Annotated in this window: 11 protein-coding genes; 3 read left to right on the top strand and 8 right to left on the bottom strand. The window is 64.9% G+C overall.

All coding sequences use genetic code 11. From position 1 onward, the window contains the following. Positions 1-31 precede the first annotated feature (31 nt). The 6 genes from cysG to OH705_RS24155 form a co-directional block, all read right to left on the bottom strand. A complete protein-coding gene (cysG, locus tag OH705_RS24180) occupies positions 32-1,423 on the bottom strand; it encodes a siroheme synthase CysG (RefSeq protein WP_110605583.1) in 1,392 nt (463 codons plus the stop codon). Further along, positions 1,424-2,704 (bottom strand): serine--tRNA ligase, encoded by a 1,281-nt coding sequence (serS, locus tag OH705_RS24175; protein ID WP_038705845.1) that lies wholly within the window; start codon positions 2,702-2,704, stop codon positions 1,424-1,426. Between the two features lie 30 nt (positions 2,705-2,734). After that, a complete protein-coding gene (gene crcB, locus OH705_RS24170; protein WP_023630958.1) occupies positions 2,735-3,109 on the bottom strand; it encodes a fluoride efflux transporter CrcB in 375 nt (124 codons plus the stop codon). Then, the gene (locus OH705_RS24165; protein WP_110605584.1) at positions 3,106-4,431 is read right to left on the bottom strand and encodes a replication-associated recombination protein A; all 1,326 of its coding nucleotides are present in this window, start codon (positions 4,429-4,431) and stop codon (positions 3,106-3,108) included. Before OH705_RS24165 ends, crcB begins: the two co-directional genes overlap by 4 nt. A 12-nt stretch (positions 4,432-4,443) precedes the next feature. After that, complete coding sequence (gene lolA, locus OH705_RS24160; protein ID WP_267303131.1) at positions 4,444-5,067, bottom strand: outer membrane lipoprotein chaperone LolA; 624 nt, start codon at positions 5,065-5,067, stop codon at positions 4,444-4,446. 62 nt (positions 5,068-5,129) lie between these two features. Further along, entirely contained in the window at positions 5,130-7,610 is a 2,481-nt protein-coding gene (locus OH705_RS24155) for a DNA translocase FtsK (protein ID WP_052062188.1), read from the bottom strand. Between the two features lie 415 nt (positions 7,611-8,025). Between OH705_RS24155 and aat the strand changes: the two genes are divergently transcribed. The 3 genes from aat to infA all read left to right on the top strand — a co-directional run bounded on the left by aat (position 8,026) and on the right by infA (position 9,793). Beyond that, entirely contained in the window at positions 8,026-8,706 is a 681-nt protein-coding gene (gene aat, locus OH705_RS24150; RefSeq protein ID WP_023630956.1) for a leucyl/phenylalanyl-tRNA--protein transferase, read from the top strand. Between the two features lie 57 nt (positions 8,707-8,763). Beyond that, a complete protein-coding gene (locus tag OH705_RS24145; protein ID WP_023630955.1) occupies positions 8,764-9,471 on the top strand; it encodes an arginyltransferase in 708 nt (235 codons plus the stop codon). Between the two features lie 103 nt (positions 9,472-9,574). Beyond that, the gene (gene infA / locus OH705_RS24140) at positions 9,575-9,793 is read left to right on the top strand and encodes a translation initiation factor IF-1 (RefSeq protein ID WP_002553999.1); all 219 of its coding nucleotides are present in this window, start codon (positions 9,575-9,577) and stop codon (positions 9,791-9,793) included. Between the two features lie 128 nt (positions 9,794-9,921). On the opposite strand, the gene clpA is transcribed toward infA, so the two are convergent. Together clpA and clpS are read right to left on the bottom strand one after the other, a co-directional pair. Further along, the gene (gene clpA / locus OH705_RS24135) at positions 9,922-12,192 is read right to left on the bottom strand and encodes an ATP-dependent Clp protease ATP-binding subunit ClpA (protein ID WP_038705843.1); all 2,271 of its coding nucleotides are present in this window, start codon (positions 12,190-12,192) and stop codon (positions 9,922-9,924) included. Positions 12,193-12,222: 30 nt separating this feature from the next. Then, a complete protein-coding gene (gene clpS / locus OH705_RS24130; protein ID WP_023630410.1) occupies positions 12,223-12,597 on the bottom strand; it encodes an ATP-dependent Clp protease adapter ClpS in 375 nt (124 codons plus the stop codon). Positions 12,598-12,674 lie beyond the last annotated feature (77 nt).

The raw sequence follows: 12,674 nt of genomic DNA, 5'->3' as shown, positions 1-12,674 counted from the left end.
GGCGATGGGCCGCAAGGCGGCCCCAGTCATTTCAGGCGTCTTGCGCGCCTTCGAACCACGCCAGCTTCTCGCGCAACCGCACCACTTCCCCGACGATCACCAGGGTCGGCGCATGCACTTCGTGGCGTGCCACCAACGCTGGCAGGTCGGCCAGGGTGCCGGTGAACACCCGCTGGTTGCGGGTGGTGCCCTGCTGCACCAGCGCAGCCGGCGTACTCGCCGCACGGCCATGGCGGATCAACTCGGCGCAGATGGTCGGCAAGCCGACCAGGCCCATGTAGAACACCAGGGTCTGGGCCGGAGCCACCAGGTCATTCCAGGGCAGGTTGCTGGTGCCATCCTTCAGGTGGCCGGTAACGAAGCGCACCGACTGGGCATAGTCGCGGTGGGTCAGTGGAATCCCGCCATAGGCCGAACAACCACTGGCTGCCGTGATGCCCGGTACCACCTGGAACGGAATACCTTCGTCGGCCAGCTCCTCGATCTCCTCGCCACCCCGGCCAAAGATGAACGGATCGCCACCTTTGAGCCGTAGCACGCGCTTGCCCTGGCGAGCGAGGTCGACCAGCAGGCGATTGATCTTGTCCTGCGGCACGGCATGATCGGCGCGGCGCTTGCCGACATAGATGCGCTCGGCGTCACGCCGACACATATCGATGATGGCAGGAGCCACCAGGCGGTCGTACAGCACCACGTCGGCCTGCTGCATCAGGCGCAGGGCGCGGAAGGTCAGCAGGTCCGGATCGCCCGGCCCCGCGCCCACCAGGTACACCTCGCCGCCTTGCTGCACCGGCGCGCCATCGACCATCGCCTGCAACAGGCGCTCGGCCTCGGCGCCCTGCCCAGCCAGCTGGCGCTCTGCGATCGGCCCCTGGAACACGGTTTCCCAAAAGCCACGACGCTGGTTCACGTCAGGGTACAAGGCCTTGACCTTGTGACGGAAGCGCGCCGCCAGCCCAGCCAGCTCGCCGTAGGCGGAAGGGATCCAGGCCTCCAGCCTGGCGCGGATCAGGCGCGCCAACACTGGAGCGTCGCCGCCGCTGGAAACCGCCACCACCAACGGTGAACGGTCGACGATGGCCGGGAAGATCACCGTGCACAGGGCCGGCGCATCCACCACGTTGACTGGCAGGCTGCGCGCCTGGGCCTCGGCAGAGACCTGGGCGTTGAGCGCCGAGTCGTCGGTCGCCGCGATCACCAGCCGACAACCGTCCAGGTCCGGGGCCTGGTAGCCACGCACCAGGACTTCGCCCCCGCCCTCTCGGGCCATTGCGGCGAGCTGGCTGTCGACCTCAGGCGCTACCACCCGCAGCGCGGCGCCAGCATCGGCCAGCAGGCGCGCCTTGCGCAAGGCGATCTCGCCGCCGCCGACGACCAGCACACGGCCACCCTGCAGCTTGTGGAACAGCGGCAGGTAGTCCATTCAGCGAATGACCTCGACGCCACCCATGTACGGTTTGAGCACTTCAGGCACACGGATCGAACCGTCGGCTTGCTGGTAGTTCTCCAGCACGGCGACCAAGGTACGACCGACGGCCAGGCCCGACCCATTGAGGGTGTGCACCAGCTCCGGCTTGCCGGTTTCCGGGTTGCGCCAGCGGGCTTGCATGCGGCGCGCCTGGAAGTCGCCGCAGTTGGAGCAGGAGCTGATCTCGCGGTACTTGTCCTGGCTTGGCACCCAGACCTCCAGGTCGTAGGTCTTCACCGCGCCAAAGCCCATGTCGCCGGTGCACAGCGCCAGTACGCGGTACGGCAGCTCCAGCAGCTGGAGCACGCGCTCGGCGTTGGCGGTCAGGCCTTCCAGCGCTTCCATCGACTTGGACGGCTCGACCACCTGGACCATCTCGACCTTGTCGAACTGGTGCTGGCGGATCATGCCGCGGGTGTCACGGCCCGAGGCACCGGCCTCGCTGCGGAAGCACGGGGTGTGGGCGACCAGCTTCAGCGGCAGCTGCTTGGCGTCGAGGATCTCACCCGCCACCAGGTTGGTCAGCGACACTTCGGCGGTCGGGATCAGGTAGAAGTCAGCCTCGCCTTCGCGGGTGATCTTGAACAGGTCTTCCTCGAACTTCGGCAGCTGGCCGGTGCCCTGCAGGGCCGGGGCCTGCACCAGGTACGGGGTGTAGTGCTCTTCGTAGCCGTGCTCGCCGGTGTGCAGGTTGATCATGAACTGCGCCAGGGCGCGGTGCAGGCGGGCCACCGGGCCACGCAGCACGGCAAAGCGGGCGCCGGACAGCTTGGCCGCGGCCTCGAAGTCCAGGCCACCGCTGACCTCGCCCAGGGCGACGTGGTCCTTGATTTCGAAATCGAAGGCCTTCGGCGTGCCCCAGCGGCGCACTTCGACGTTGTCGTCTTCGCTGGCGCCGACCGGCACGCTGGCGTCCGGCAGGTTGGGGATGGTCAGCAGGATGCCGTCCAGTTCCGCCTGGATGCCATCCAGCTCGGTCTTGCCGGCGGCCAGCTCGTTGGCCATGCGCTCGACGTCGGCCATCAGCGGGGCGATGTCCTCGCCCTTGGCCTTGGCCTGGCCGATGGACTTGGAGCGGGCGTTACGCTCGGCCTGCAGCTGCTCGGTGCGGGTCTGCACGGCCTTGCGACGCTCTTCCAGCGATTCGATGCGCGCGACATCCAGGCTGAAGCCACGGGAGGCCAGGCGGTCAGCCACTTCCTGAAGTTGGCCGCGTAACAGTTTGGAATCGAGCATATCGTTCTCTCGTTATAAGTAGGTGTTGGTTCAGAATCGGGTCAGGGACAGGCCAGCCCAGGTCGCGAGCAGGCCGCCCACCACGCTGATAATGGTATAGCCCAAGGCCAGCGGGACCTGCCCGCTTTCCATCAGGCGCACGGTATCGAGCGAGAAGGAGGAAAAGGTGGTCAGGCCGCCGAGAAAGCCGACGATCAGCCCGGCGCGCAGCTCGACCGGCACCAGCGGCTTGTGCAGGAACAGCCCGTACAATAGGCCGATCAGCAGGCAGCCAACCAGGTTGACCGCCAGCGTACCGGCATAGAAGTGCCGCGGCCAGTGGGCCGTGACCCAGTTGGCGGTGGCGAAACGCAACAGCGTGCCGGCGATGCCGCCGGCGCTGACTGCGGCGATCAGTGCAATCACGGTTTTCTCCGCTGGCGGGGGCTGGCGCGATCAAGTTCGGCCAGGTGCTTGAGTTTCTCGCCGATCTTCAGTTCGAGGCCGCGGGGCACTGGTTGATAGTACAGGCGCGGTTCGAGCTGCTCGGGGAAATAGTCCTCGCCGGCGGCATAGGCGTCCGGCTCGTCGTGGGCATAGCGGTACTCCTCGCCATAGCCCAGTTGCTTCATCAGTTTGGTCGGCGCATTGCGCAGGTGCAGCGGCACCTCCAGTGAGCCATGCTCGGCGGCCTCGCGCATCGCCGCCTTGAAGCCCATGTACACGGCGTTGCTCTTCGGCGCGCAGGCGATGTAGGTGATGGCCTGGGCCACCGCCAGCTCGCCCTCGGGGCTACCCAGGCGCTCCTGCACGTCCCAGGCTGCCAGGCACAGGCTCAGGGCGCGGGGGTCGGCGTTGCCGATATCCTCGCTGGCCATGCGCACCACGCGCCGGGCGATGTACAGCGGGTCGCAGCCGCCGTCGAGCATGCGCGCATACCAGTACAACGCACCGTCGGGGTTGGAGCCGCGCACCGACTTGTGCAGTGCCGAGATCTGGTCGTAGAACGCCTCGCCACCCTTGTCGAAGCGGCGGCGGCTGTCACCGAGCAGGCTCTGCAACAGCTCGACGCCGATCTCGCCGCCATCTTCGGCCAGGTCCGAGGCGTTCTCGAGGAAGTTGAGCATGCGCCGGCCATCGCCGTCGGCGGCGGCCATGAGCATCTTGAAGGCTTCGTCACCCACCCGCAGGTTGCGCTTGCCCAGGCCGCGCTCCTCGCTCAGGGCGCGATCGACCAACTTGCGCAGCGCGGCCTCGTCCAGGCTCTTGAGCACATAGACCCGTGCCCGCGAAAGCAGCGCGTTGTTCAGTTCGAAGGACGGGTTCTCGGTGGTCGCGCCGATGAAGATCAGCGTGCCGTCCTCCACGTAGGGCAGGAAGGCGTCCTGTTGCGACTTGTTGAAACGGTGCACTTCATCGACGAACAGGATGGTGCGCCGGCCATATTGTCCGGCCTGCTGCTTGGCCACCTCGACGGCCTGGCGGATCTCCTTGACCCCGGCCAGCACCGCCGACACCGTTTCGAAGTGGGCGTCGCAAAACTGCGCCAGCAGCCGCGCCAGGGTGGTCTTGCCCACCCCGGGCGGGCCCCAGAAGATCATCGAGTGCAGCGCACCCTGCTCCAGCGCCTCGCGCAGCGGCTTGCCGCGCGCCAGCAGGTGCTCCTGGCCGACGTACTCGTCCAGGTTCGACGGGCGCAGGCGGGCGGCCAGGGGCTGGGCGACGGGTTCGCTTCGAAACAGGTCCATCACGGGCTCCGCTTACTCCTTGATGACGTCCGCGCCATTGGGGATGTCGAACTGGAACTTGCTGTCCGGCACCGCCTGGTTGGCCTTGACGCCATTGAACAGGATGTTGGTGCGCTGGCCGACGCTGTCGATCAGCTGCATGTCATTGATCAGCCCCCGGCGGAACGACACGCGCAGCGAGTCGAACAGGGTGTCCTTGGTCTTGGGCTTCAAGGTGAAGTCCATGACCTCACCCTGCTCCTTGGAGGTGATGTCGAAGCTCTGGCTGATCTTCGACACATCGCCGGACAGCAGTAGCGCCGGGGTCTGGTTCAGGCGCACGTCGAGCTTCTTGACGGTGGCCTGCTCCAGGTCCGGGTCCCACAGGGTGACGTTCTTGCCGTCCGACACCACCACCTGCTCCTGAGGCGCGTCGGTGTGCCAGTAGAACAGGCCCGGGCGCTTGACGGTCATCTTGCCGTTGGTCTCCTGCAGGCTGGTGCCGCTGGCATCCAGGGTCAGCTGGGAGAAATTGGCCTCGATGGTCTGCGACTTCTCCAGCAATTGCGTCAGGCGCTGGACGTCCTGTTCGCCGGCGTGGGCCGACAGGCTGGCCGCAGCCAGGGCAGAAACCAACAGCATGCGAATCGCGCGCATGGAAATCCTCATTGCACAGTGAAGGGGCCGGGCGCCGTCTATGGCGCCCGGCAGGTTGTTCATCAATCGCGTGGGCCGCCCGGGGCAATCACTTCCCGCGAGCCGTTGCTGTTCATCGGCGTGACCACACCGGCCATTTCCATCGCCTCGATCATGCGCGCGGCGCGGTTGTAGCCGATCTTGAGCTTGCGCTGCACCGCCGAAATCGACGCCCGGCGGCTTTCCAGCACGAACTGCACGGCTTCGTCGTACAGGGCGTCGCTTTCCGAGTCTTCGCCATCGCCGCCGCCACCGCCACCGCCGTCGAAGCCGCTGCCGGCCTCTTCGACGCCATTGAGGATGTCGTCGTTGTAGTCCGGCGCGCCGCGCAGCTTCCATGCTTCGACCGTGCGGTGCACTTCGTCGTCGGAGACGAAGGCGCCATGCACGCGGATCGGCAGGCTGGTGCCCGGCGGCATATAGAGCATGTCACCGTGGCCGAGCAGCTGTTCGGCGCCGCCCTGGTCGATGATGGTCCGCGAGTCGATCTTGCTCGACACCTGGAACGCCATGCGGGTCGGGATGTTGGCCTTGATCAGGCCGGTGATCACGTCCACCGACGGGCGCTGGGTGGCGAGGATCAGGTGGATACCGGCGGCACGGGCCTTCTGGGCGATACGCGCGATCAGTTCCTCGACCTTCTTGCCGACGATCATCATCATGTCGGCGAATTCGTCGACCACCACCACGATGGTCGGCAGGGTCTTCAACGTCGGCGGCTCGTCGTCCATGCTCTCGCGACGGTACAACGGGTCATGGATGACTTCGCCGGCTTCCTGGGCGTCCTTGATCTTGCGGTTGAAGCCCGCCAGGTTGCGCACGCCCATGGCCGCCATCAGCTTGTAGCGGCGCTCCATTTCGGCGACGCTCCAGCGCAGGGCGTTGGCGGCATCCTTCATGTCGGTGACCACCGGGCACAGCAGGTGCGGGATGCCTTCGTAGATCGACAGTTCGAGCATCTTCGGGTCGATCATGATCAGCCGCGCGTCTTCCGGGCCGGACTTGAACAGGATCGACAGAATCATCGCGTTCACCCCCACCGACTTACCGGAGCCGGTGGTACCTGCAACCAGCAGGTGGGGCATCTTGGCCAGGTCGGTGATCACCGGCTTGCCGCCGATGTCGTGGCCCAGGGCCAGGGTGACCGGCGACTTGTTCTCGTCGAACTGCGGCGACGACAACACTTCGGAGAAGCGCACCATCTGGCGGTTCTCGTTGGGGATCTCGATGCCCACGGTAGTCTTGCCGGGGATCACCTCGACCACGCGCACGCTGGTCACTGCCAGCGAACGCGCCAGGTCCTTGGCCAGGTTGGCGATGCGGCTGACCTTCACGCCCGCGGCCGGCTGGATTTCGTAACGGGTGATCACCGGCCCCGGGTGGATCGAGTCCACCGCGACTTCCACGCCGAATTCCTTGAGCTTGATCTCCAGCAACTGGCCGACACCGGCCAGGGACTCAGGCGAGTACTCGATCTTCTTCTGCTCGGCAGGGTCGAGGATGGAAATGGACGGCAAGGTACCTTCCACCGCGCTGTCGATGAACAGCGGCGCCTGTTTTTCCTTCATGACCCGCTTGCTAGGTTCCGGCGCCTTGTCCGCGGTCGGCGGGATGATCACCGGGGCGGCGGGCTGTGCGCGAGCTACCACGGTTTCGCGCGGCGCGGCCGATTCGCGGGCCACCGCAGCTTCGCGCGGCACCACCGGGCGGGCCGGCGGCTCGTCACGCGTCATCACAGGCTCGGCGCGCTCGCGCAGCTGCGCCTTGGCCGGCTCGCGCCTGTCGCCTTTGCCGCCCAGGTCAAAGACCGGGTCGTCGACTTCACGCAGCTGGGCTTCCAGGCGCTTGCGCTCGTTGCGCGCCTCCCACCAACGGCTGGCTGCGCCTTGCACCAGTTCGAACAGGTCGAGGGTGATCTTGCCCGTCAGGTCCATCACCTTGAACCAGGACAGGTCGGTGAACACCGTCAGGCCGAACAGGAACAGGGCAATGAACATCAGCGTGCTGCCCTGCACGTTCAGCAGGTTGCGCGCCAGATCGCCCAGGCTTTCGCCCAGGGCACCGCCGGCGGAGAACGGGATGTTCGCCGAGGGGTGGAAGTGGATATGCGCCAGGGCCGCGCCCGACAGCACCAGGAACACCAGGCCGATCAGCCGCCAGGAGAACAGCCAGCCGCTCCACTGCCAGGGCTGGTGGCGCTCGCGGAAGATCTGCCAGGTCTTGATCGCCAGCAGCAGCGGGAAGATGTAGGCGAAGTAGCCGAGCACCATGAACAGGATGTCGGCGAAATAGGCCCCGGCGCGGCCGGCGGCGTTCTGCACCTGCTCGGCATTGCTGGTGTGGCTGAAGCCCGGGTCGGCGGTGTCATAGGTGACCAGTGCCATCCACAGGTACAGGCACAGGGCGCCGACGGCAATCAGCGCACCTTCCTTCAGGCGGTAGTGCAGCTGCTGCCGCCACAGGGGCACTGGCAAGGGGGCTGGGGTTGCGGTGGATTTCTTCAAAACGCGTCTATTCCTGCGCGTGCTGCGCGTCCAATAGTGATTGGCCGGTCACCGGCCAATGAACCACTACTTTTAACATTACTGCCCACCCGCCGCCATGGCGGCACGCTGTATGGCGCGTGAACGGGGCGACTTTCATATTGATGCAATTTGAGCATGCATTTTCTTTTGTGACAAAGGCTTATGCTGTGTTTTTGCACAGGTGTGACAGCAAATGTGCCAGATGGTGCCGGTGGCGGCTCGAATGGGTGGTTGATTGGCGGTAGATTCTGCCAGGTCCGGCCCTGTCGCGGGGCAAGTCGGGTCGCCGCATCGCCGCTCCCACGCGGACCGCGCCCGCGAGGACGGTCGTTGACCTCATCCGCAAGCCACGCCATGCTGGAGGCCCTCCCCTCCCCCGCCGCTCAAGAACCCCATGCTCACCTGGCTGACCCGCGACTCGCTGACTTTCCCGCCCCTGGAAAAGGCCCTGCACGACCCCAACGGCCTGCTGGCCGCTGGTGGCGACCTGACCCCGGAGCGTCTGGTCGCAGCCTATCGCCACGGCTGCTTCCCCTGGTACCAGGACGGCCAGCCGATCCTCTGGTGGTCGCCCGACCCGCGCACCGTGCTGTTTCCGGACGAACTGCATGTCTCGCGCTCGCTGGCCAAGCTGATCCGCCAAGGCCGCTACCAGGTGAGCTTCGACAGCGACTTCGCGGCGGTGATTGCTGCCTGCGCCGCGCCCCGGGACTACGCCGATGGCACCTGGATCACCGACACCATGCGCGCCGCCTACTGCGAGCTGCATCGGCGCGGCATCGCCCACTCGGTCGAGGTACGCCGGGAGGGTGAACTGGTCGGCGGCCTGTATGGCCTGGCCATGGGCCGCCTGTTCTTTGGCGAATCGATGTTCAGCCGCGCCGACAATGCCTCCAAGGTGGGATTCGTGACACTGGTCGAACACCTGAAGCAGGCAGGCTTCGTGCTGATCGACTGCCAGATGCCCACCGACCACCTGCACAGCCTGGGCGCCCGCGCCATCAGCCGGGCCAGCTTCGCCGATTACCTGGCGCAACACCTGGATCAGCCCAGTGCGGCCAGCTGGGTTGCCTAGGCGAGTTCCCGGAGCTGGCTTACACTTAGATACAACGTCTCACCTAAGGGGTTGATCATGACAGAGCTGGCGCGGTTGAAGTTCTATGCCACTCAACCCCACTCCTGCAGCTACCTGCCGGATGAGCAGGCAACCACACTGTTTCTCGATCCTAGCCAGCCGATGGATGTGCATGTCTACGCCGACCTTTCGGAAATGGGCTTTCGTCGCAGCGGCGACCACCTCTATCGCCCGCATTGCCAGCAGTGCAACGCCTGCGTGCCGGCGCGCATTCCTGCTGCGCGCTTCATTCCCAACCGCCAGCAGCGACGCATCCTCAAACGTAACGCCGACCTGACCGTCACCGCCGCCCGTCCAGCGTACAAGGAAGAGTACTTCGACCTGTACCGGCGCTACATCGAGCAGCGCCACGCCGATGGCGACATGTATCCGCCAAGCCGCGACCAGTTCTCCACTTTCCTGGTGCGCGACCTGCCGTTCTGCTGGTTCTACGAGTTCCGCCTGGAAGGCCGACTGCTGGCCGTGGCGGTGTGCGATCTGCTGCCCAACGGCCTGTCAGCGGTCTACACCTTCTACGAGCCCGAGGAAGAGCGCCGCAGCCTCGGCCGCTACGCGATCCTCTGGCAGATCACCGAAGCCCTGCGCCAAAACCTTGAGGCCGTTTACCTTGGCTACTGGATCAAGAACTGCAAGAAGATGAACTACAAGACCCAGTATCGCCCCATTGAACTGCTGATCAATCAGCGCTGGGTCACCCTCAACTGAAAGGCATTGGCTTGAAACACAATTTTCGGGCATAATCCACGCCACTTTTTTGCCCGGTGCAGTCGTGCGTCGGGCCATCACTGGATACCGAGGGCTTTACTGCATGTCGAAAGAAGACAGCTTCGAAATGGAAGGCACTGTCGTCGACACCCTGCCCAACACCATGTTCCGCGTGGAGTTGGAAAACGGGCACGTCGTTACCGCGCACATCTCTGGCAAGATGCGCAAGAACTACATCCGTATTCTCACTGGCGACAAGGTCCGCGTCGAACTGACGCCGTACGACCTGAGCAAGGGCCGCATCACCTACCGTGCGCGCTAAGCTCAAGCCATGAAAAAGCCCGGCCATTGTGCCGGGCTTTTTTGTGGACGCTGAAAAGCATCGCGGGGCCAGCCCGCTCCCACGCCAATTTCTGCTGGCATGGGAGCGGGCTGGCCCCGCGATGGTCGTTACGCAACCTCGGCCGTGGTCTCGTAATCGAACACCAGCTCATCATCGCGCAGGTCGATGTGCACCACACCGCCATGCTCGGCCAGCTCACCGAACAGGATCTCTTCGGCCAGCGGCCGCTTGATCTTGTCCTGGATCAGCCGCGCCATTGGCCGCGCGCCCATCTGCACGTCGTAGCCCGAGGCCGCCAGCCAGCCGCGCGCGGCGTCGGTGACCTCCAGCAACACACGCTTGTCTTCCAGCTGCGCCTGCAGTTCGATAAGGAACTTGTCGACAATGCTCTTGATCGTCTCGTGGGACAGGCGGCCGAACTGGATGATGGTGTCCAGGCGGTTGCGGAACTCTGGCGTGAAGCTCTTGCGGATAACCTCCATGGCGTCGGAGGAGTGGTCCTGATGGGTGAAGCCGATCGAGGCCCGCGCGGCAGTTTCGGCACCGGCGTTGGTGGTCATGATCAGGATCACGTTGCGGAAGTCCGCCTTGCGCCCGTTGTTGTCGGTCAGGGTCCCGTGGTCCATCACCTGCAGCAGCAGGTTGAAGACTTCCGGGTGGGCCTTCTCGATTTCATCGAGCAGCAGCACGCAGTGCGGCTGCTTGGTGATGGCCTCGGTCAGCAGGCCACCCTGATCGAACCCGACGTAGCCGGGCGGCGCACCGATCAGCCGCGACACAGTGTGCCGCTCCATGTACTCGGACATGTCGAAGCGTACCAGCTCGACCCCCAGGGCCTTGGCCAGCTGCCGAGCAGCCTCGGTCTTGCCCACGCCGGTGGGGCCGGCGAACAGGAACGAGCCCACCGGCTTGTCCGGTGCCTTGAGGCCGGCACGGGACAGCTTGATGGCAGTGGCCAGCGAGTCGATCGCGGCATCCTGGCCGAACACGGTCAGCTTCAGGTCACGCTCAAGGTTGCGCAGCAGCTCCTTGTCGGAACTGGTGACATGCTTTGGCGGGATCCGCGCGATCTTGGCGACGATATCCTCGACCTGCGGCACGTCGATGCGCTTGACCCGGTTGGCTTCCGGCTGCAGGCGCTGATAGGCGCCGGCTTCATCGATCACGTCGATGGCCTTGTCCGGCATGTGCCGGTCATTGATGTAGCGCGAAGCCAGTTCGGCGGCGGCGCGCAGGGCCTCGTCGCTGTACTCGATGTTGTGGTGGCTTTCGAAGCGGCCTTTCAGGCCACGCAGGATGCCCACGGTGTCTTCCACCGACGGCTCGGTGACATCGACCTTCTGGAAGCGACGCGCCAGGGCACGATCCTTCTCGAAGATGCCGCGGAACTCCTGGAACGTGGTGGAGCCGATGCAACGGATCTCACCGGACGACAGCAACGGCTTGAGCAGGTTGGAGGCATCCATCACGCCCCCGGAAGCCGCGCCGGCACCGATGATGGTGTGGATCTCGTCGATGAACAGGATCGCCTGCGGCCGTTTGCGCAGCTCGCCGAGCAGCGCCTTGAAGCGCTTCTCGAAGTCGCCACGGTACTTGGTGCCAGCCAGCAGCGCGCCGAGGTCCAGGGAATAGACCACGCTCTGGGCCAGCAGGTCGGGCACCTGGCCATCGACGATGCGCTTGGCCAGGCCTTCGGCGATGGCTGTCTTGCCGACGCCGGCCTCGCCGACCAGCAACGGGTTGTTCTTGCGCCGACGAGCTAGGATCTGCGCGACGCGCTCGACCTCCTGCTCCCGGCCAACCAGCGGATCGATACGACCGGCACGGGCCAGTTCGTTGAGGTTGCTGGCGTAGGCGTCCAGCGGGTTGCTGGAAGAGGAAGCCTCGCCGCCCTCCTCATCCTGCATGTCCTGGTCGCTGTCGGTGTTCGGACCATGGCCCGGCACCTTGCTGATGCCATGGGCGATGTAGTTGACGACGTCGATACGCGCCACGCTCTGCTGCTTGAGCAGGAACACCGCCTGGCTTTCCTGTTCGCTGAAGATCGCCACCAGCACGTTGGCGCCGGTCACTTCGCGCTTGCCGGAGCTCTGCACGTGGAACACGGCACGCTGCAGCACGCGCTGGAAGCCCAGCGTCGGTTGCGTCTCGCGGTCCTCGTCATGCACGGGGATCAGCGGGGTGGTGGAATCGATGAACTCCTGCAGGTCGTGCTTGAGCTTGTCGAGATTGGCGCCACAGGCGCGCAGAACGGTCGCGGCAGCCTCATTGTCAAGGAGTGCCAGCAGCAGGTGTTCGACGGTCATGAACTCATGACGTTTCGAACGGGCCTCCTTGAAGGCCAGATTGAGGGTGACTTCGAGCTCGCGGTTTAACATAGCTTCACCTCATACCCAAGTGGTCGGCGATTAACCGTCCTTCTCGATTTCACAGAGTAGCGGATGCTGGCTTTCCCTGGCGTATTGGTTGACCTGCATGGCCTTTGTTTCGGCGATGTCACGGGTAAACAATCCGCACACTGCCCGCCCTTCGGTATGGACGGTCAGCATGATCTTGGTCGCCAGCTCGCGGTTCAGATTGAAGAACGTCTCGAGCACTTCGACGACGAAATCCATTGGCGTGTAGTCATCGTTGAACAAAACCACCTTGTACATCGGTGGCGCCTGCAGGATCGGCTTGGCCTCCTGGACGGCAAGGCCCGCGCCATCGTCCTCGTGCCCGTCCTCATGCGACTGCGGGCGATCCTGATTGAATGTTAGTCGAATCTCACTGAGTACATGCATGGAAAGAATTTCATCATGATCGACAGGTTAAGGTTGTGGGTTGACCGCGCAGGCCCCTCCCGGCGCGGGCGCCGGCT

The organism is Pseudomonas sp. BJa3 (genome assembly GCF_026343815.1).
In the GTDB taxonomy this organism is placed as follows: Bacteria; Pseudomonadota; Gammaproteobacteria; order Pseudomonadales; family Pseudomonadaceae; genus Aquipseudomonas; species Aquipseudomonas soli.
Note: the sequence above shows the minus strand (reverse complement) of the source record. Positions and strands in the feature narration are given on the sequence as shown.

Bases quoted from the DNA above. Each gene is read 5' to 3' on its own strand.
- cysG (WP_110605583.1), bottom strand. From the start codon at position 1,423: ATGGACTACCTGCCGCTGTTCCACAAGCTGCAGGGTGGCCGTGTGCTG.
- serS (WP_038705845.1), bottom strand. From the start codon at position 2,704: ATGCTCGATTCCAAACTGTTACGCGGCCAACTTCAGGAAGTGGCTGAC.
- OH705_RS24165 (WP_110605584.1), bottom strand. From the start codon at position 4,431: ATGGACCTGTTTCGAAGCGAACCCGTCGCCCAGCCCCTGGCCGCCCGC.
- lolA (WP_267303131.1), bottom strand. From the start codon at position 5,067: ATGCGCGCGATTCGCATGCTGTTGGTTTCTGCCCTGGCTGCGGCCAGC.
- aat (WP_023630956.1), top strand. From the start codon at position 8,026: ATGCTCACCTGGCTGACCCGCGACTCGCTGACTTTCCCGCCCCTGGAA.
- OH705_RS24145 (WP_023630955.1), top strand. From the start codon at position 8,764: ATGACAGAGCTGGCGCGGTTGAAGTTCTATGCCACTCAACCCCACTCC.
- infA (WP_002553999.1), top strand. From the start codon at position 9,575: ATGTCGAAAGAAGACAGCTTCGAAATGGAAGGCACTGTCGTCGACACC.
- clpA (WP_038705843.1), bottom strand. From the start codon at position 12,192: ATGTTAAACCGCGAGCTCGAAGTCACCCTCAATCTGGCCTTCAAGGAG.
- clpS (WP_023630410.1), bottom strand. From the start codon at position 12,597: ATGCATGTACTCAGTGAGATTCGACTAACATTCAATCAGGATCGCCCG.